Origin of the sequence: Lysinibacillus sp. GbtcB16 (assembly GCF_019091145.1) — a bacterium.
Lineage (GTDB): Bacteria > Bacillota > Bacilli > Bacillales_A > Planococcaceae > Lysinibacillus > Lysinibacillus fusiformis.
On record NZ_JAGXJV010000001.1, the window covers coordinates 965,370 to 985,140 of the forward strand.

17 protein-coding genes and 1 other RNA gene are annotated in these 19,771 nt (G+C 38.4%); 15 read left to right on the forward strand and 3 right to left on the reverse strand.

Going from position 1 to position 19,771, the window contains the following annotated elements; translation table 11 throughout:
- The first annotated feature begins 13 nt into the window (after positions 1-13).
- The 7 genes from KVT27_RS04660 (at position 14) to KVT27_RS04690 (ending at position 6,588) form a co-directional block, all read left to right on the forward strand.
- A complete protein-coding gene (locus KVT27_RS04660) occupies positions 14-1,438 on the forward strand; it encodes a tetratricopeptide repeat-containing diguanylate cyclase (protein WP_217580833.1) in 1,425 nt (474 codons plus the stop codon).
- Between the two features lie 341 nt (positions 1,439-1,779).
- Positions 1,780-2,262 carry a cell wall elongation regulator TseB-like domain-containing protein gene (locus KVT27_RS04665; RefSeq protein ID WP_036124721.1) on the forward strand — a complete coding sequence of 161 codons (483 nt, stop codon included), beginning with the start codon at positions 1,780-1,782 and terminating at the stop codon, positions 2,260-2,262.
- A 16-nt stretch (positions 2,263-2,278) separates the two neighbouring features.
- Positions 2,279-3,472 carry a pyridoxal phosphate-dependent aminotransferase gene (locus KVT27_RS04670; RefSeq protein WP_008176505.1) on the forward strand — a complete coding sequence of 398 codons (1,194 nt, stop codon included), beginning with the start codon at positions 2,279-2,281 and terminating at the stop codon, positions 3,470-3,472.
- 28 nt (positions 3,473-3,500) lie between these two features.
- On the forward strand, positions 3,501-4,796 hold the full coding sequence (gene asnS, locus KVT27_RS04675; protein ID WP_036124723.1) for an asparagine--tRNA ligase: 1,296 nt from the start codon (positions 3,501-3,503) through the stop codon (positions 4,794-4,796).
- Positions 4,797-4,873: 77 nt separating this feature from the next.
- Positions 4,874-5,602, forward strand: a complete 729-nt coding sequence (locus KVT27_RS04680; RefSeq protein WP_036147727.1) for a DnaD domain-containing protein — start codon at positions 4,874-4,876, stop codon at positions 5,600-5,602.
- A gap of 12 nt (positions 5,603-5,614) precedes the next feature.
- Positions 5,615-6,277: an endonuclease III gene (gene nth, locus KVT27_RS04685; protein ID WP_217580835.1), complete on the forward strand. Its 663-nt coding sequence runs from the start codon at positions 5,615-5,617 to the stop codon at positions 6,275-6,277.
- Entirely contained in the window at positions 6,274-6,588 is a 315-nt protein-coding gene (locus KVT27_RS04690) for a YpoC family protein (protein WP_217580837.1), read from the forward strand. Before nth ends, KVT27_RS04690 begins: the two co-directional genes overlap by 4 nt.
- A gap of 70 nt (positions 6,589-6,658) precedes the next feature.
- On the opposite strand, the gene KVT27_RS04695 is transcribed toward KVT27_RS04690, so the two are convergent.
- Positions 6,659-9,334 carry a penicillin-binding protein 1A gene (locus KVT27_RS04695; RefSeq protein ID WP_036124731.1) on the reverse strand — a complete coding sequence of 892 codons (2,676 nt, stop codon included), beginning with the start codon at positions 9,332-9,334 and terminating at the stop codon, positions 6,659-6,661.
- 1 nt (position 9,335) lies between these two features.
- Positions 9,336-9,980 carry a Holliday junction resolvase RecU gene (gene recU / locus KVT27_RS04700; protein WP_217580839.1) on the reverse strand — a complete coding sequence of 215 codons (645 nt, stop codon included), beginning with the start codon at positions 9,978-9,980 and terminating at the stop codon, positions 9,336-9,338.
- 381 nt (positions 9,981-10,361) lie between these two features.
- On the opposite strand from recU, the gene KVT27_RS04705 reads away from it, so the two are divergent.
- The 3 genes from KVT27_RS04705 to KVT27_RS04715 all read left to right on the forward strand — a co-directional run bounded on the left by KVT27_RS04705 (position 10,362) and on the right by KVT27_RS04715 (position 13,405).
- On the forward strand, positions 10,362-10,556 hold the full coding sequence (locus KVT27_RS04705; RefSeq protein WP_008176489.1) for a hypothetical protein: 195 nt from the start codon (positions 10,362-10,364) through the stop codon (positions 10,554-10,556).
- Between the two features lie 217 nt (positions 10,557-10,773).
- Positions 10,774-11,157, forward strand: coding sequence for a YppE family protein (locus KVT27_RS04710; RefSeq protein ID WP_036124735.1), 384 nt, complete (start codon positions 10,774-10,776; stop codon positions 11,155-11,157).
- Entirely contained in the window at positions 11,132-13,405 is a 2,274-nt protein-coding gene (locus tag KVT27_RS04715; protein WP_036225375.1) for a DEAD/DEAH box helicase, read from the forward strand. Before KVT27_RS04710 ends, KVT27_RS04715 begins: the two co-directional genes overlap by 26 nt.
- Before the next feature lie 137 nt (positions 13,406-13,542).
- On the opposite strand, the gene KVT27_RS04720 is transcribed toward KVT27_RS04715, so the two are convergent.
- Positions 13,543-13,887: a hypothetical protein gene (locus KVT27_RS04720; RefSeq protein WP_235213810.1), complete on the reverse strand. Its 345-nt coding sequence runs from the start codon at positions 13,885-13,887 to the stop codon at positions 13,543-13,545.
- Positions 13,888-14,197: 310 nt separating this feature from the next.
- On the opposite strand from KVT27_RS04720, the gene KVT27_RS04725 reads away from it, so the two are divergent.
- From KVT27_RS04725 to KVT27_RS04745, 5 genes are all read left to right on the forward strand, one after another.
- On the forward strand, positions 14,198-15,448 hold the full coding sequence (locus KVT27_RS04725; protein WP_217580841.1) for a ribonuclease H-like domain-containing protein: 1,251 nt from the start codon (positions 14,198-14,200) through the stop codon (positions 15,446-15,448).
- A gap of 121 nt (positions 15,449-15,569) precedes the next feature.
- A complete protein-coding gene (gene gpsB, locus KVT27_RS04730; protein ID WP_036124847.1) occupies positions 15,570-15,869 on the forward strand; it encodes a cell division regulator GpsB in 300 nt (99 codons plus the stop codon).
- Positions 15,870-15,929: 60 nt separating this feature from the next.
- An RNA gene (rnpB, locus tag KVT27_RS04735) (RNase P RNA component class B) lies at positions 15,930-16,309 on the forward strand.
- A gap of 493 nt (positions 16,310-16,802) precedes the next feature.
- Positions 16,803-18,548: a putative bifunctional diguanylate cyclase/phosphodiesterase gene (locus KVT27_RS04740; protein WP_036124848.1), complete on the forward strand. Its 1,746-nt coding sequence runs from the start codon at positions 16,803-16,805 to the stop codon at positions 18,546-18,548.
- A gap of 3 nt (positions 18,549-18,551) precedes the next feature.
- Positions 18,552-19,688, forward strand: a complete 1,137-nt coding sequence (locus KVT27_RS04745; RefSeq protein ID WP_150907874.1) for a THUMP domain-containing class I SAM-dependent RNA methyltransferase — start codon at positions 18,552-18,554, stop codon at positions 19,686-19,688.
- The last annotated feature ends 83 nt before the right edge of the window (positions 19,689-19,771 follow it).

A 19,771-nucleotide genomic window follows, 5' to 3' on the forward strand; every position in this document is an offset into this window, starting at 1 on the left:
AAGTGGTGAGACAGTGGTGTTAACATTAGAGGAATTAAATAAAACAATCATGGAAATGCGCATAAAGGGGTATTTAACAGATGCGCTGAAACTGGCAGATCAAGGTCTTTTAGTAGCTTTAGAGGGTAATAACTATGCGTATGTATTGGATTTGTACTATCAGAAAATTTTAGTACATCACTCTATGGGTGATACTCTAGCCATTGTCAGCCTTATTTTCGACTATGAGGCTATCTGTGAAAAATATGGTACTAGCAAAGATTTGATGCAGTATTATTTAGTCATGTCCTTAATTTACGATATGGTAGGAATCCGTGAAAAAACAGCAGAGATGACGAAAAAGGCAATTGCTTATGCTCAAGAATTACAAGATTTTATGATGCTTGTTCGTTGTCATAATAATTTATGCTATATAGAGGTAGAAAAGGGCTGTACGAAGGAAGCCCTTCAAGCAGGTTTGTTAGCAAGAGAATACAATAAAACGCTATATGAGACACAACCAGATTTAGCAAGATTATTAGATATTCGCATTAATAATAATTTAGCAGATGTGTATATTTTGGAAGGGGATTTTGTGGCAGGGAAGGCATTGCTTGATGACTCATTAACCTCTAGCATAATTTCTCAACATAAACCTGAAAAAGTAGCAGCTTGGTTTGGCTATGGCTTTTTATATGAAAAGCAGCACAAGCTTGAAGAAGCGGTGCAATATTATCAACAAGCAATAGAACTTGCCAAATCCTATGGTGATAAGCCCATTACAAAAAAAGTAATGCGCTTATTGTTAAATGTCCTGTACCAATTGAATTGGCGAGATGAAATTTTTGATGTCCAAAAAGAATATATTGATCTTTCCGAACAGATGAGCGTTGATAATTTATTACAGCAAGTGTTGAATTTGGAATTTAAGCGTCAAAAAGAGAGATTAGAAAGAAAAGCACATTATGATCCATTAACAGGTGTCTTGAATCGACACTTTCTGGATCATGAGCTAGATGAATGGTTACATGCTGCTAAAATGGCGGAATCCTATGTATGTATTACAGTTCTTGATATTGATAATTTTAAATTATTTAATGATACGCATGGACATTTGTTTGGCGATCGAGTTTTACAGCTGATAGCTAATGGCTTGAGGGAGTTTTTGCGGGAGGAAGACGTAAAAATTATTCGTTATGGAGGGGATGAATTCATTATCTGTATTCGCCATCCACAAAAGGATTATATGATAGAGCTTGTCCAAAATACACACGCTCATTTGCTTACGTTAGCATTAGAAAAAGACCAGAAAAGCTATCCATTAAAGGTCAGTATGGGAGCTTGTATAAATGATCGAAAAAATTATCATTATAATGACTTATTTGATCAAGCTGATCGCTGTTTGTATGAGGCAAAAGATAAAGGCCGTGCCACCAATGTTATCTATGAACTATTATAATTTGAGTGATTCCTATTTACAGTGTTGAATAGGAATTTTTCTGTTGTTTGAGGGAATATTCTTGAGAGAAATTGAAGCGACATCGCAAATTACAACGAGGTAAAATGATACGGAATGAAATTTACTGTACCGATCATTTGAAAACGTTATTCTAGCAACGTACAATATATGAAATTAAGAAACACGACAGCACAAAATTGTTGTATAATGTTGTGGTATGAGGAAAGAAAGCAGGTTGACAAAATGGAAAGCAAAATGAATTGTTATGCAGTTAAAAACACACACAAACATCCGCTATGTGTTGTGCCAAAAAGGCACGATATGAAACAACAGGTGAATAGATGAAAAACTGGTTAATTTTCATTTCTGTCTTTATTGTTTCGTTGTCACTTGTCATTAGCATTTTAGTACTCTGGAAAGCCGAGGCTCCGTTCCGTTCAATTGAAGAGCAGGCTGAACAGTTGGCACTCGATGCCAAAGCCCTCGCAGTTGTATCGGAGTCCTACACATATAATGGCAAACATTCGTATGTTACTGTGTTCGGGGTAGACGAATACGGTGATAAAAAGGCTGTCTTTGTTCCCACGAATCTAGACAAGGATTCCATTCAGGAAGTGTTATTAGAAGATGGTATTACGGAAAAGCAAGCATTATCGGTTTTTAAAAATGAAGGAAATGTACAAAAGGTCCTCCACATGAAATTGGGCTATGAGGAGCCGGGCGCTGTTTGGGAGATTACATACCTAAACGACCATGACAAACTCAACTATGTCTATATTATGTTTAAGGATGGCGACTGGTGGAAGCGCATTACGAATTTATAAGAGGAGTAGATCCCGGATGAAAAACTTATTAGCAACACGTGTAAAAACTTTAACACCATCTTCAACATTAGCTATTACTGCGAAAGCAAAAGCATTAAAAGAGCAAGGTATTGATGTCATTGGCCTTGGAGCTGGTGAACCAGACTTTAATACACCTCAAAACATTTTAAATGCTGCCATTGATTCAATGGAAAAGGGGTATACAAAATATACACCTGCTGGCGGACTTCCAGTACTAAAAAAAGCTATTATTGATAAACTACAGCGCGATAATAACCTTACGTATCAGCCAAATGAAGTGATTGTTGGTGTAGGTGCAAAGCATATTTTATACACATTATTCCAAGTTATTTTAAACGAGGGTGATGAAGTTATTATTCCAATCCCTTATTGGGTGTCTTATCCTGAGCAAGTTAAATTAGCGGGCGGAGTACCTGTATATGTTGAAGGTACACGTGAACAAAACTATAAAATTACTGCTGATCAATTAAGAGCAGCTGTGACTGATAAAACAAAAGCGGTAATTATCAACTCACCTAGCAACCCATCTGGTATGATATATTCACGTGAAGAGCTTGCAGAACTTGCTGCAGTTGCAGAAGAAAAGGATATTTTAATCGTGTCAGATGAAATTTATGAGAAGCTTGTATACAATGGTATTGAGCATTTTTCAATTGCACAACTTTCTGATGCAGTGAAAGCACGTACAATCGTTGTAAATGGTGTAGCAAAATCTCACTCTATGACAGGCTGGCGTATTGGCTATGCTGCGGGTGATGCGGACGTAGTGAAAGCAATGACTGACCTTGCATCACATTCAACATCTAATGCGACGACAACTGCACAATATGCAACTGTTGAGGCGTATAATGGACCACAGGACGCGGTAGAGGAAATGCGTCAAGCATTCGAATCTCGTCTTGAGAAAATTTACCCACAGGTAAGTGCAATTCCTGGCTTCCATGTATTAAAACCACAGGGTGCATTCTACTTATTACCAGATGTAGCAGAAGCTATGGCTCACACTGGCTATGATTCAGTAGACGCATTCGCTGCGGATATTTTAACAGAAGCAAACGTAGCTGTAATTCCAGGCTCTGGCTTTGGTGCACCAACTACTATGCGATTATCTTATGCAACATCTTTAGACTTACTAGAAGAGGCAGTCCGTCGTATTGATACATTTGTAAAATCAAAATGGCAAGACTAATCCCTCTAGACGACTTTGGAGGATTTCTATGAAAAAAATTATGATTAAAGATATGCCACAGCATATCGGTGAAACAGTCAAAATGGGCGCTTGGCTAGCTAACAAACGTTCAAGTGGTAAAATCGCCTTCTTACAACTTCGTGATGGCTCTGGTTTTGTTCAGGGTGTTGTCGTGAAAGAAGAAGTGGGCGAAGAAATTTTTGCAACAGCTAAAGGACTAACGCAAGAAACTTCGATGTATATTACAGGAGAGGTGAAAGCTGACGAACGTTCAAGCTTTGGCTGTGAGCTAGCTGTAACAGGAATTGAGGTTCTACATACAGCAACAGATTTCCCTATTACACCGAAGGAGCACGGTCCTGAATTTTTAATGGATAACCGTCATTTATGGTTACGTTCTCGTAAACAACATGCCATTATGAAGGTTCGTAATGAAATCATTCGTGCAACTTATGAATTTTTCAACAACAATGGTTTTACAAAGATGGACCCACCGATTTTAACAGGATCTTCACCTGAAGGTACATCTGAGCTATTCCATACGAAATACTTTGATGAGGATGCATTCCTTTCTCAATCAGGGCAGCTTTATATGGAAGCGGCAGCAATGGCACTAGGAAAAGTATTTTCATTCGGTCCAACTTTCCGTGCTGAAAAATCTAAAACGCGTCGTCACTTAATCGAGTTCTGGATGATTGAGCCAGAGATGGCTTTTGTAGAGTTTGAAGAAAATCTAGAAGTACAGGAGCAATATGTGACGCATATTGTACAATCTGTTCTGGCTAACTGCAAATTAGAATTAGAGCGACTTGACCGTGATACATCGAAACTTGAAAAGATTCAAGCGCCATTCCCTCGTATTTCATATGATGATGCGATTAAGCTTTTACATGAACAAGGTTTTGATGATATTGAATGGGGCGACGATTTTGGGGCACCTCATGAAACAGCTATTGCCAATTCATTTGACAAGCCAGTATTCATTACATGCTACCCAATAGGCATTAAGCCTTTCTATATGCAACCACATCCAGATCGCGATGACGTTGTATTATGCGCTGATTTAATCGCACCTGAAGGCTATGGTGAAATTATTGGTGGTTCTGAGCGTATCCATGACTATGATTTATTAAAATCTCGTCTTGAAGAACATAACCTATCATTAGATGCATATGCATGGTATTTGGAGCTTCGTAAACATGGTTCTGTTCCACATTCAGGCTTCGGACTTGGATTAGAGCGAACTGTGGCATGGATTTCTGGCACAGAACATATTCGTGAAACAATCCCATTCCCACGTTTACTGAACCGCTTATATCCATAAGCAAATCAATTTAAAAGTCGCGTAGTGAAATATCTACGCGGCTTTTCTACTTACTTAAAGAAGGAGTCTAGAGGAATATGAATGCAAATAATCATCGACTCCGTACATGGACTGAGCAGAGAATGATTCCCATTCCCCAGCTTTTTTTTCAGTTTTATAAGGAGTTAAATATAGAGGATGAAGAGGCGCTAATTGTTATGCACTTGTTAGCCTTTCATATGGAAGGCTATGACTTCCCTACACCAAATGATCTAAAGAATCGTCTCACAATGCCAGAAAATGAACTAACATCCCGTTTACAACGATTAATGCAAAAGGGCTTCCTTGAAATTACTCGTGATGTGGATACAGGTGGCAAGCTCTATGAAAAATATTCGGTTTATCCACTCTGGGAGCGAATTGTGCAGATGATCGAGATGAAAGAGCAACAAAAATCTACCACAACACTTCAACAAGAAGAAGGAGAGATTTTCCGACTCTTTGAAGAAGAAATGGGACGTCTTTTATCTCCTTTAGAGCTTGAAAAAATAGGATGTTGGCTTGATGAGGACAAACATAGTCCAACACTCATTAAAGAGGCATTGAAAGAAGCTGTTTTTGCTGGGAAACTGAGCATTCGTTATATTGATCGTATTTTGTTAGAGTGGAAGAAGAAAAATATTACGACACCTCAAGCGGCACAAAAGCAAAGTGAGCAGTTCCGAGAGAAGCAAACATTTAGCAGGACTCCAGCACGGACAGTTCAGCAAGACGCGCAACCAACTAACAAAGTACCTTTTTATAATTGGTTAGAAGAAAGAGAATAGGGGGCATCCAGTTTGTTAACCAAAAAACAGTGGGAGCATTGCCTAGAAGAAATGGATCGAATGTTCCCTAATGCACATTGTGAGCTTGTGCATGACAATGCCTTTGAGCTCACAATTGCGACATTATTATCTGCACAATGTACGGATGTACTTGTTAATAAGGTAACCAAAACATTATTTCAGAAATATAAAACGCCTGAAGATTATTTGGCTGTCCGGTTGGAAGAATTACAACAGGATATTCGCTCTATTGGCTTATATCGCAATAAAGCAAAGAACATTCAGGCTTTATGTCAACGTTTGCTAGATGAATATAATGGCGAAATACCAGCAACTCGAGAAGCACTTGTAACATTGCCAGGAGTAGGTCGCAAAACAGCCAATGTGGTGCTATCAGTAGCCTTTGATATTCCTGCGCTAGCAGTTGATACCCATGTAGAGCGTGTTTCCAAACGTCTAGGTCTATGTAGATGGAAGGATTCCGTCCTTGAAGTGGAAGAAACAATCATGAAAAAAACGCCAATGAATAAGTGGTCGAAAACGCATCATCAGTTAATTTTCTTTGGTCGTTATCATTGTAAGGCCCAAAACCCTGGCTGCCATACCTGCCCTTTACTAAGCGATTGTCGTGAAGGTCAAAAGCGTTTGAAGAAAGGCTTGGTGAAGGAAGCATGAATAGTGAGGCAATCGCAAAAGATCAGGTAGATGCTTGGTTTGCACAATGGACAACCCTTCAAGCAACTATCCATGAAGCCCATGATGCTAGAAATGGTATAGCAAAAGGCTTAATGGAAGAGGCGATCCAATTGTTTGAACAGCTGGTACAAGCGGCGGGAGATGAGGTACTGCCTATTAATGGGGTTGAAAGACTTGCCTTTATCAAAGCGAAGCCAGGGCAATATGCTTGTTACCGTCAGCTAGATGAATTATTTAAAGAAACGAAAAAGCGTACAGCACGTTTACGAATTCAAGCAAGCAAAAAATAGAGTGGCAGAATAAAATACTTGTGCCGACAGAAAAAAACCGAGACGCATTAAATGCGTCTCGGCTTTTTGGTTATTCTGAGCTTTGTTCTTCATTATTTGGGTCTACAGGATCTGTAGGAGGAGTTGGTTGCTGGCTTCCATCTGAACCGCCATTGTTACCACCGTTGTTGCCGTTATTCCCATTTCCATTATTATTGTTATTACCACCGTTGTTGCCATGGCCGTTACCATTGCCATTATTATGACCGTTATCTTGGTCTTCTTCACCAGGGTCTGTTGGTAAATCAATGTTTGGCTCTTCCGGCTCTTCCGTTTCTACATCCTCTTCTTCAGTTGTACTTGTAATTTGGAAAGTTGTGGTACCAGGCTCACTTCGTGTACCATCCACAATGGCTACGACTGAAATCGTGTAATTGCCATCTTCCAACGTATTAGCAACTGATAAACCTTTGCTCTCTGTTTTACCAAGGTCAAACTTTTTACCGTCATCACGGGTTGCAGTTACTTCAAATGAAGTTGGTAGTGGTTCATCTGTTTTTGGATCCAAGCTGGCATCATGTTCCCAAGAAATATTGATAGACTGTGCCCCTAAATCTAAGCTTGCAGATACGTTGTATGGTGTAGCCAATTCTGGTGCCTCATAAACATTCGACACTTCTGTTGGCTCAGTACCACGAACGAATAGCTCTGTTTGACGTAATTCGCTTGGTGTAAAGTCACTTGCCAATTTCAATGGCTTAGAGCCCACTTCAATCGTTGCTTCTACAACTGTACTTGGCTTTTTAAAGCTTTCTGTTTCAACGTTTGCTGAAATGTCTTGCATAATCGATTTGAATAGATTTTGTGGTAACCGACGTTCTTCCCACGTTGTAATTGGATCAAAGTGTTTTTCATAGCCACTCCATATAGCGATGGAATAGTTTGTCGTATAACCAGCAAACCATGAATCTGGCACACTTGTGTTCGGTAAATTATATTTATTGAAATCTTCAGCTGAATAGTTGGTTGTACCTGTTTTACCTGCGATGTCTAGTCCAGGGACATTAGCTGCTGTACCTGATGCGTCAGGTTTGTTGCCAACTACATCACGTAGCATATCTGTTACCATATAAGCTGTAGCTTCACTCATCGCTACATTAGGCTCAGGTGTATAATTTTTAGATGTTTTCCCATCACGGTAAACAATTTTTGTAATAGCGTGTGGGTCTGTGTAAACGCCGTTATTTCCGAATGCTGCATAGGAAGCCGCCATTTGAATAGGGGAGATAGTAATCGCTCCACCACCAATTGCGTCTGATTCATAAAGGTTTTCTGTTTCAATCCCTAAACGTCCAACAAATTCCTTCGCATTTTCAGTACCTACTTCTTGTAATGCTTTGACAGCTGGTACGTTTCGTGAAGCATACAATGCCTTACGAGCAGTCATGGCACCCATATATCTGCCATCCCAGTTTGTAATAGTCTGCTTTGAATTGGAATAGTTCATAGGTTCATCTACAAGTGTATGACCTGTAGACCATTTTAAATATTCGATGGCTGGACCGTAGTCCACTAATGGTTTCATAGTAGAACCAGGTTGATTTTTTGTTAAATCATCTGCATAGTTCCAGCCACGTTCGGCACCATAATGTCGACCGCCACCAACAGCTTGGATAGCTCCTGTTTTCGTATCAATGACCGCTACACCTGACTGAATATCTTCTGTTGGGAAATTGCTGTCATCGTTCATCACATTTTCAACAACTTTTTGGGCATTTGGATCAAGTGTTGTATAAACTTTAATCCCTTCTGCCATGGCTGAACCATCGCCATTATTTTCTAATTCATTAATCACGACATCTAGGAAGGCATCGTATTTAGAGCCAGCAAATGATTGACGTGTTGCATCGTCAGCAAGACCTGCTTGGACATCAACGTTTTTAGCTTCTTCCATTTCCGTTTTTGAAATTTTTCCGTGTTGATACATTAATCCTAAAACCGTATTACGACGTTGCTTGGCAAGGTCAGGGTTTTTCAATGGATTATAAGCATTTGGTCTTTGTACGAGCCCTGCTAATAAAGCTTCTTCATCTAATGTTAAATCTTTTAATTCTTTTCCGTAGAAATATTGAGCTGCTGTACCAAAGCCATAAATACGGCCAGACATTAGCATTTTATTGAAATACATTTCAAAAATTTCTTCTTTTGAATATTTACGTTCTAATTGAAACGCTAGCCAAGCTTCCTGTGCTTTACGTTTTAATTTCTTTTCATTTTGTAAAAATGAGTTTTTCACCACTTGCTGTGTTAGGGTAGAGGCACCTTGTGCACCAAAGCCATCACGGAAGTTAGCAAGTATAGCACCACCTAGACGGTAAAAGTCCATGCCGTGATGTTTAAAAAAGCGTACATCTTCCGTTGCAAGAATAGCGTTCACCATATCTTCGGGAATATCTTCATATTTTATATATTTACGGTTTTCAGCACCGATTGTTGCGAATATTTCACCGTTTTTATCGTAGAACTCTGAAGACACAGGGTCTTTCAATAATTCCTCATCAAGCTTAGGAGCTGTGCTTGCATAGTAAGCAAATAATCCTGCTCCTCCAATGAAGCCTACGACACCGATGACTAATAACGTTAAGAAAATACGTTTTATCCACATTTTAGCGGGTGTTGACGACTTTGTTGTTGTTTTCTTACCTTTTTTATTTTTTTCAGCGAGAGCCTTTTGATGCTCTCCACGTGTTCGACGACGTTCAGTCATACTATTTCTCCTCACTTTCAAACCCGCAGCATTTTTCATCGATCAGTTGTTGGATGATGGGTAAATAATCGATCCGTGGATAATAGCTAGTGGGAATTTCATACGCCTCATCTACAATCGTTGAAAAGGGTATGGATTTACGATGGCCATTTTCCATTGCTTGCCAGGCTTTTTGTAAAACTTCATATGGCACAATAAAATATCGTTCAAAAGCTGAAAAGCGAACGATAATAAAAGCCACACCATTTTGTTCAGTCACTTGCTGCATATGGGTCATTTGATGCTCATGAATATTTTTTAAAGGGAAACTTGTTTTGGAAGCAGTTTCCTTTGCATCAAAATCAATATAATGCCCATTCCAAACACCATTGTAGTCGGTTGTAGAGGGTGTTCGAAAATATGCTTCACGAATGACAGCAGCGCTTCGTGAAGGGTACTCTACTTTGACGATTTGTACAGGAACAGGTTTCTTATGAATGATAGCAAGTCGCCTTTTAATATAATAGTCGTTTGCTTCATTAATTTCATCTTCTAGTGTCTTTCCACGATTACTAAAAGACAAATCTTTACTATTACTTTTTTTTTCTGTTTTCTGTACAGAAGTATGGGGGGTATACAATTTCCCATTTGGATAGCGAATTGTCATTTAGCTCACCCTTTATTAAACTGCTTTCCTATATATTAGTTTACCATGATTTGATGGCTCTTCTCTACCTCCATCCGTGTTGTCTTTGTTACAAGAGTAGTAGACAGTGGATGCAAAGAATAAACAAATTGCGTCGAAAAAAAGCTAATGATTGGCTTCCTTGAATCGTCAAAATAACTGATAAATTTAAACATAGAAATGGTTGAAGAATGGTGAATTATCTACACCTTTCATTCAGGACGCTTTTTTAGTTGGAAGGTTCATTTATAAAAATTTATCGAAAATCTTCTTCTTTCAGCTAACTTACGCTTATTTTGTCACGCATGAAGGTAATTCTATACATGCGAGGAATACTTTAAGTAAAGCAAAGGGGGCGTTATTTTGAACAAGTTAGAACAATTAGTTGCGCAGTTAGATCTGGTCAATCAATTACTTTTCACGAGAGTGTCACTGGAGAACAATGCTCAGAATATGCACTTTTTTTTGCAGCTCAAAGCAGTTAGCCAGAAAGTAAGCTTAGCAGAAAAGAACTGGCAAGTAAAGAATGCTTGTTCGCCTATTAGTAGTGAAAAATGATAGACTTTGGTACACTTATCTCATAAGCAATTGAACTAACTCTATAGCATTAAAATTGATACAGTATTTACCACAAAACAAGTAGGGGAAGGTAAAGGTATCAAGAGGTGCCATATTTTCGTAGTTGAAATGATGGACAAGACATACTCATCATATATATGTACTTGCTACGAAAAATATTTGCTTACGAGTAATTGATGAGAGATGAGGTGCAAAATTGTTAGTTATTCAGCAAACATCCAAATTAATAGATGAATGTGATCGATGTGTGTCACGTTTTTGGCAAATGCGTGAGGAGGACCGTACACCTGACTTTTTTCAAGAGGTGAAACCACACGCTGATAAAATTCACCAACTGTTGAAGGAATGGCAGCAAGAGGCCAATAAATGGATTCAAGAGAATCGACCGAAATATATGCATACACAACAAATTGCCTCAACGGTAGAATCGATGGAGCAATTTGTTGTGCAATCTTTTTATAAAGAAACAAGTAAAAAACGCTTTTTAGATGCGATTCATTCTACCTCCTTTACAATGAAAAACTTTGAACGATTGGTAAAGGAGGAGGCAGTAAATGCTATCGAAGAAACGAACGATTAGCGAGCTTTTGCATGAGTGGAGATATGATGAAGAATTAAAAGAACGTATTCTACATTGGCAAACACTTGAAGGCCGACCTGCTAGCTATGCTCCTTTCCCAGAAAATTTACATCCTTCTTTAGTGAAGGCTTTGCAGGCAAGGGGAATCGAGCAACTTTATACGCATCAGCGAGAGGCCTTTGATTTGGCACAAAGTGGTACATCTTTTACGGCTGTTACACCAACCGCATCAGGTAAATCATATTGCTATCATTTGCCGGTGTTGCAAAAAATAGTAGAGGATAAAAACGCACGTGCAATCTATTTATTTCCAACAAAGGCTTTAGCGCAGGATCAAAAAAATGATTTGAATGAACTGATTGAACAAAGTGGTGAGGAAATTTTAAGTTATACCTATGATGGTGATACGGCTCCAGGCATTCGTCAGAAGGTTCGCAAAGCAGGACATATCGTTATGACAAATCCTGATATGCTTCATTCAGGAATTTTGCCACACCATACGAAATGGGTATCACTATTTGAAAATTTACAGTATATCGTGATTGATGAATTGCATACATATAAAGGGGTATTTGGTTCCCATGTTGCCCATGTTATTCGTAGATTAAAACGCATATGTGAATTTTATGGTAGTAAACCTGTGTTTATTTGTACATCGGCAACGATAAAAAATCCTAAGGAGCTGGCCGAGCTATTAACAAATGAATCACATGCGCTCATCGCAGACTCTGGAGCCCCTGTCGGTAAGAAAACATTTCTGTTCTATAATCCGCCCATTATTCATAAAACTTTTGGGGTGCGTAGAAGCGCCGTGTTAGAGGTAAGTGATTTAGCTAAGAGGTTATATATAGCTGGTATTCAATCAATCATTTTCGCTAAAAGCAGAGTACGGGTTGAAATGATTGTCACTTATTTAAAGGAGCTCACTCGCAATAAGCTGCTGGATGAATCCGTGCGTGGCTACCGAGGTGGTTATTTGCCATCTGAACGTCGGGTAATCGAAAAAGGCTTGCGTGATGGAACCATTCAAACCGTTGTCAGTACCAATGCGTTAGAATTAGGGGTCGATATCGGCCAGTTACAAGCATGTATTATGACAGGTTATCCAGGAAATATTGCAAGTGCCTGGCAACAAGCAGGACGTGCAGGAAGACGACAGGATGAGGCATTAATTATCTATGTTGCACAATCGACCGCACTGGATCAGTATGTGGTGAATCATCCTTTATTTTTACTTGGTAGTGCACCAGAGGAGGCACGTATTTATCCAGAAAATATGTTAATTTTAATGGATCATTTAAAGTGTGCCGCTTTTGAATTACCTTTTTCTATAGAAGATACGTATGGTGAATATGACATACAAGAATTGCTAGATTATTTAGCAGAAGAGGGCGTTGTCTTTAAGACGAGCGATAAGTGGCATTGGATGAGCGATCGTTTCCCAGCACATGATATTAGCTTACGGTCGGCTTCACAGGAAAATGTGGTTATTATTGATCTGTCTATTCCTGCCCAAACAAAGGTAATTGGAGAAATGGATCGTCATAGTGCCATGACATTATTACATGAAGAAGCGATTTATTTACATCAAGGGATTCAATTCCAAGTAGAGAAGCTCGACTGGGAAGAAAAGAAAGCTTATGTCCGTGAAGTCGACATTGACTATTATACAGATGCCAATCTTGCCGTTGAAATGAAGGTATTAGAGGAAGATCGAAGCCGAACTTATAACGGCGGTACGATTAGCTTTGGGGATGTAGGATTAGTTGCGCAGGCAACTATTTTCAAGAAAATTCGCTTTGGAACGCATGATAATATAGGATCGGGGCCTATTCATTTACCCCCAGATGAAATGCATACAAGCGCATCATGGCTATCACTTCATCTAACAGAACAGTGGTCAGAGGCGGAATTGACAGAGGCAATGATTGGAGTAGCCTATGCCATGAATGCCTTTATTCCTTTATTTATTCAATGTGATAGCAGTGATGTAGCAGTTGTCCCACAAGTCAAAGCATCCCATAATGAGTTGCCCACATTTTTTGTTTACGATAAATACCCTGGTGGGATTGGTTTAAGTGAAAAGGTCTATGACTTATGGGAAGAGCTATTAATGAAAACGTTAGAGCATGTTTCAAATTGTCCTTGTGAATCTGGATGCCCATCATGTATTGGTGCCCAAGACAGTTTACAGGAAGGCAAGAAGAGAGTCATAATACTTCTTCAAAGATTAAATCAAATTAATTAACATGAAAAAAGAGGGCTTGAGGAATAACTAAATTATTTCCTCAGGCCCTCCATATTTAATAATATATAGCTCAACTAATGGTTAATGATAGTAAGTTTTTCTAACTTGTGTCTAGCAACACTTTATTAGGTTAAAGATTAATTGATAGATATTTTATGTTTTTCGTTCAGTAGTGTAGTACCATTTACTTTAACGACGATATTTAGACTGAGTAATCCACCAATTTTTACTTTTACGGTAGAGATTGTGCCATCCGCTTCTGTAATTTCACCTTTCAATGTAACATAAGGGTAGATTTGTTTGAACATATTATCTCTACTTTTTTTATCTACTACTTCATTATTAATAGCAAGAACTTCTTCAGTCACGGCATTTACAATTCGAATAATATGGCCTTTATAGTCTAATTGCCATACTTTAAATACTTCTTTTTCTAAATCCTCGGTTGTGTTTTTCCATTCTTCTTTTATTTCTTCACGCAAATTTTTAAACAAGGCATTTCCTCCAAAAAACATAATTTTATCACAATTTATATGTAATTTCATTTTATAGGAAATACTTACAATAGTACACTGGCAATAGACAATAGCTAGAGGTTTCTGTACAAAACAGTAACATAATCAATTGATATCGTTCCTTTAATGTGGATAGGACAATGTTTGATGTCATTAATGAAAGAAATAGAGTTTCTATAAACAAGAATTTCCTGCGATGAAAATTTTGAATGAGTCAAGCAATCATGGTAATCTTGCAAGAGAGTCTTATATTATAAGCAGAAAATGAGTGAAATACATGTCTTATGAAAATAAAATACTACAAATGAAAAAAATGCTTAGTAAAAAACCAGCGGCGGCTCCACAAAAGGTAGAGGAACCAGCTTATCAAAAGCCAACTAGGCCGAGCTATACCGAGCGATGGGAAGAGGCTGGGCTTACGGTTGTAGAAAATGACTTTGGTATTGTGTTTAAGCGCCATGTACAGTATCCATTTTCTTTTCAGCATGGTCATTATCAGCTACAGTCATTTTTTGATGCGTTGAAAAAATGGCAGGATGCTTCGTTTGATCATCCGTATGCACTGGATTTTCATGAACCTGTATTATTTTTTGATACAGAAACGACAGGCTTAAAAGGTGTGGGCACGCATATTTTTTTGCTTGGGTTTTTAGAGGTAGACGAAGAATGTTTTAGTTTAACTCAATATATTCTTGCAGACCCTGCACATGAGGCGGCGTTTTTGTTTGAATCAAAACTGTGGCAAAAATCGGCAACGGTTATCACCTATAATGGTAAAAGCTTTGATTGGCCGCAGCTTGAAACACGCTGGACATTGCATCAAAAAACATTACCGAAATTAAGATCACAACGACAAATAGATTTATTGCATAGTTCCAAGCGTTTATGGAAAAATGATATGGAGCGCTTAAAGTTAAAATCTGTGGAGGAAGAGAAGCTTGGTTTTTCTCGAAAGGGAGATATTCCTGGTCATCTTGCCCCTATTATTTATTTAGATGCTGTGAAAAGTGGCGTACCAGATGCTCTTATGAAGGTTTTGCTGCATAATGAGTGGGATTTGCTGTCGCTTATCACACTGTATAGTCATTCTACTCAGCTCTTGTTTGACGAGGGATATGAAGAATCTGCAAAAACCTTTACCAATATTGGGAAATGGTATGGTGATTTAAAAGAAAGCACACAAAGTGTTAAGGTGTTAGAAAGGGTGACAACCCAATTTGATGCACTGGAAGCGGGTAATGCTCAATATTATTTAGCACTACAGCATAAAAAGAGTAAACGCTATAGTGAAGCGATTGACGCATTTGTAGCCTCTCTCCATTTTGTCGAAGCAAGAACAAAGTTGCATGTCCTTGAGCAGCTAGCCATACTTTATGAACACCAAATAAAAGATTATAAGCAGGCCCTTTATTATACGCAACAAGGCATACATCTCATTCAAAAGAATGAGCAATGGAGAGCAGAACAAAAACAAAAATGGGTAATTTCTTGGGAAAAGAGGTTGCTCAGATTAGGAAATAAGAAATAATTTCCCAGGTAATCGCATAAAACGACAAGTTTAGCCTTACAATTGGAGTTTTCAGACGATATAATGTGTTGAAGTATGCTATAATGAATTCGTGTATGTAGTGTGAGGAAGGGCGATGTGAATGGACATTAAATTAACGTCAAAAATGATCCTTGAAAAGGAATTTAAAAAGAACTTTAAAGGCTATAATGTGGAAGAAGTAGATTCATTCCTTGATGAAATTATTCAAGACTATGAAACGTTTGAAAAAGTGATGGCCCAACTACGTGAAGAGAATAGACAATTAAAAGAAGAAATTGAAAATACACCGAAGAGACAACCCGTTGCATCAGCGGCAGCAGCAGGTACAACTAATTTTGACATTTTAAAACGTCTTTCAAATTTAGAAAAACATGTATTTGGTAGCAAGCTATACGAATAAATTTAGTCAATTATATTGTATTTAACATAAAACTCTAGTATAATCTTTCGTATCATCATGAAATTCTGGTAATCGCTGCGGCGCTAGACGTCGTAGAGGAAAGTCCATGCTCACACGGTACTGAGATGTCCGTAGTGTTCGTGCTTACTGAAAAAATAAGGTAAGGCAGCTGTTTAGGCTGACGGCGGAAGGAAAACCTAAGTCCTTGGATATGGTTGACACTTCCTGAAAGTGCCACAGTGACGAAGCTTGCTTGGAAACATGCAAGGTGGAACGAGGTAAACCCCACGAGTGAGAAACCCAAATTATGGTAGGGGCACTCTCTTGAAGGAATTGAACGGATAGAGGGACGGAGCTTGCTCTGTAGATAGATGATTACTACCTGGTCGTACGAGGCGCAAGCTGTTTGAGTACTCAGGAACAAAACATGGCTTATGGAATTTTTTTGATGCTTATTTACGAAATAACAAGCGCTCTCCAACTCGGTGGAGAGCTTTTCTTTTGAGTTTATGAGGAAAAAGTAACCTAGTTAATCAAGTCTTGGTATGCGCGATACGTTTGAGAATGGCTATTTGCTAGCCAAGCCTCTATCGCTACCGCTTCTAAGTCACAACATCTGAAAACGGTGATCGCATCAATGTGTATTTATCTTGATTCAGCAAAAGTTTGGGTACCTAGCAAAATGTTAGATACACATGACTCTACTCGATAGGTAGCGAGAGTTTGCACATTTTCTTTCCATTCAGGTGGCGACAGGACAACTGCTGAATCAAGTATAAACCTCTAAGGATGTCACAGATTTTTAAGACGAGCTTACGAGTTACTCAAAAAAACTGTACACCATCTAAATGGGATGTCATTGATTTACATACGAGTTGGCCTGACGTAAGTGCCCTTTAAAGGGGAGTATAGAGAGATAGGATGGGGCGGAACATGAACGGAGTAAATAATTGGGAAAGTGTGGATAAATTGAAGTTGATTTCTCAATATCCTACTACCTTAATACTTAAAATCTTCGAAAATGTATCTGAAGGTATCATGATTACTGATAAATACAAAAAAATAGTAATGGTTAATCCTGCCTTCGAATTTGTCACAGGTTATAAACGTGATGATGTGGTGGGAAAAACACCTGCCGTTTTACAATCAGGTGTTCATGAATTACCGTTCTATTTAGAAATGTGGGAACAGATACGACAAGAAGGAATTTGGCAAGGAGAAATATGGAATCGTCGTAAAACTGGAGACGTATATCCTGAATGGTTAACAATTGTTTGTGTAACCAACGATGAGGGTGAGGTTACAAATTATTGTGGTATTTTCACAGATTTGTCTGAAAGAAAAATAGTAGAAAACGAACTAGAAAAACGTTTACTGACTGATTCACTAACAGAAGTATCCAATCGTTTTGCTTATATTGAAAGAATGGATAATCTTTTAGAATCAACTTCTGCTATTTCTCATTCAGTGCAGCATGCAGTCTATTTTTTAGATTTAGATAGATTTAAGCAAATTAATGATACTTTAGGTCATGCTGTCGGAGATTCCATTTTAATAGAAGTCGCTAAACGACTAAAACATTTACTGAAAAACAAAGATATTATCGCAAGATATGGCGGAGATGAATTCGTCATTACATTAACGAATGTAAAAAACGTAAAAGAAGCTGCACAATTTGCTGAACAAATAATAAGTAGTATTGAAAAGCCAATGATGATAAACGGCCAGGAAGTGTTTATTTCTACAAGCATAGGCGTAAGTGTCTATCCAGTAGATGGGAAAAATACGGAAGAACTCATTAATTGTGCTGACAGAGCAATGACCTATTCAAAAAAGAATGGTTTGAATGGCTATTCTTTTTATTTTGATGAACTGCAAACAGATGCACAGCGTGTCTTATTGCTAGATTCAGAATTAAGAAGAGCCATTGACAATCGTGAATTTGAGCTGCATTTCCAGCCGAAAATTTACATGGACAATGAGCAAATTCAAGGATTAGAGGCATTGGTCCGTTGGAATAATGAAAGGCTAGGCTTTGTCTCTCCTGGAGAGTTTATCCCTTATGCCGAGGAAACAGGATTAATCATTCCTTTAAGTGAGGTCATTCTGGAAAAGGCGTGCGAGGCAGTTATTCAAATGCAACAATATGGGTGGAAAATACCGGTTGCCATTAATATATCAAGCATTCACTTTAAACAGCAAAATTTTTTAGAATCGATCCAAGCAATATTAGAACGCTATAATATGCCAGCAAACAATTTTGAAATAGAAGTGACGGAACGAACAGTCATGAACAGTGCTAACGAAACCGTGAGCAAATTAGTTCGTTTGAAACAATTAGGCTTTAAAATCTCCATAGATGATTTTGGGACAGGCTATTCGTCTCTGAGCTATTTAGTTCGCTTTCCGCTAGATTGTTTAAAAATCGATCGAAGCTTTATTCAACATATTGGGTCGCTCGATGAAAAACAGGCAGTTGTAGATGCTATTATTCAAATGTCCCATCGACTAAAAATGAAAGTTGTGGCAGAAGGTGTAGAACAGGCACAACAAGTGGATATACTACGTAAAATGAACTGTGATATTATTCAGGGCTATTATTACAGCAAACCATTACCATTAAACGACCTTATGGAGTTTATGGAATATTGGGAAATTGAGCATCAAGGAAGGAAATAATCTATGGCAAATTATCAATTAGTAGCAACGTCAGCAATGGGTTTAGAGGCAATTGTAGCCCAAGAAGTAAAAGCACTTGGTTATGAAACAACTGTTGACAATGGTAAAGTATATTTTCAGGGTGATGAAACAGCGATTGCACGTGCCAATTTGTGGCTACGAGTAGCCGATCGTGTAAAAATTGTCGTTGGACAATTCTCAGCAAAATCATTTGAACAATTATTTGAAAGTGTAAAAGCTTTACCTTGGGAAAAATATTTACCCGTGGATGCTGCCTTTCCTGTATCAGGCAAGTCGGTTAAATCTAAATTATTTAGTGTACCTGATTGCCAAGCTATTACAAAAAAAGCAATTGTTGAACGGATGAAACAGCATTATAAGCGACTTGGCTTTTTAGATGAATCAGGTGCTACTTACAAAATTGAGGTTTCGATTTTAAAAGATGTGGCGACACTTACGATTGATACATCAGGCGCAGGTCTTCATAAACGTGGCTATCGTCAAGCACAAGGCGAGGCACCGTTAAAAGAAACCTTAGCGGCGGCGCTTATACAAGTTTCAAAATGGAATCCAAATCGTCCGTTTGTAGATCCATTCTGTGGTTCTGGAACCATTGCTTTAGAGGCAGCCATGTTTGGACAAAATATAGCACCAGGCTATAATCGTGAGTTTATTTCTGAAGACTGGCCATGGATGAAAGCGCAAATCTGGGACACTGTCCGAGACGAAGCGGAAAGTTTGGCCAATTATGATCAACCGTTAGAAATTGTAGGTTCTGATATTGACCATCGCATGGTAAGCATTGCACAAGAAAATGCTACAGAAGCAGGATTTGGTGAGCTAATTACGTTTAAGCAAATGCAAGCACGTGATTTCACGACTCAGTTAACAGATGGTGTAATGATCGGTAACCCGCCATACGGAGAACGTATTGGTGATGTTGAAGTTGTTGAACAGGTTATCCGTGATTTAGGGAAAGTTATGAAAAACTATCCAACTTGGTCTGTATATATGCTATCCTCCATGAAAAATTTTGAAGAATTATATGGACGCCAAGCGACGAAAAAACGGAAATTATTTAATGGTTTTATCGAAACAAATTATTATCAGTTCTGGGGACAAAAGTCTAAAAGAGATTAACGAATAGTAACGGAAGATAAGATTTTTTCTTATCTTCCGTTTCGTCGCGTATAATAGCACCAGATAGTAAGAGGGGGAACATC

What these genes read in the sequence shown, in the direction of transcription:
- KVT27_RS04665 (WP_036124721.1), top strand. Translation starts at nt 1,780, where the DNA reads ATGAAAAACTGGTTAATTTTCATTTCTGTCTTTATTGTTTCGTTGTCA.
- KVT27_RS04670 (WP_008176505.1), top strand. Translation starts at nt 2,279, where the DNA reads ATGAAAAACTTATTAGCAACACGTGTAAAAACTTTAACACCATCTTCA.
- asnS (WP_036124723.1), top strand. Translation starts at nt 3,501, where the DNA reads ATGAAAAAAATTATGATTAAAGATATGCCACAGCATATCGGTGAAACA.
- KVT27_RS04680 (WP_036147727.1), top strand. Translation starts at nt 4,874, where the DNA reads ATGAATGCAAATAATCATCGACTCCGTACATGGACTGAGCAGAGAATG.
- KVT27_RS04690 (WP_217580837.1), top strand. Translation starts at nt 6,274, where the DNA reads ATGAATAGTGAGGCAATCGCAAAAGATCAGGTAGATGCTTGGTTTGCA.
- KVT27_RS04695 (WP_036124731.1), bottom strand. Translation starts at nt 9,334, where the DNA reads ATGACTGAACGTCGTCGAACACGTGGAGAGCATCAAAAGGCTCTCGCT.
- recU (WP_217580839.1), bottom strand. Translation starts at nt 9,980, where the DNA reads ATGACAATTCGCTATCCAAATGGGAAATTGTATACCCCCCATACTTCT.
- KVT27_RS04715 (WP_036225375.1), top strand. Translation starts at nt 11,132, where the DNA reads ATGCTATCGAAGAAACGAACGATTAGCGAGCTTTTGCATGAGTGGAGA.
- KVT27_RS04725 (WP_217580841.1), top strand. Translation starts at nt 14,198, where the DNA reads ATGTCTTATGAAAATAAAATACTACAAATGAAAAAAATGCTTAGTAAA.
- gpsB (WP_036124847.1), top strand. Translation starts at nt 15,570, where the DNA reads ATGGACATTAAATTAACGTCAAAAATGATCCTTGAAAAGGAATTTAAA.
- KVT27_RS04740 (WP_036124848.1), top strand. Translation starts at nt 16,803, where the DNA reads ATGAACGGAGTAAATAATTGGGAAAGTGTGGATAAATTGAAGTTGATT.
- KVT27_RS04745 (WP_150907874.1), top strand. Translation starts at nt 18,552, where the DNA reads ATGGCAAATTATCAATTAGTAGCAACGTCAGCAATGGGTTTAGAGGCA.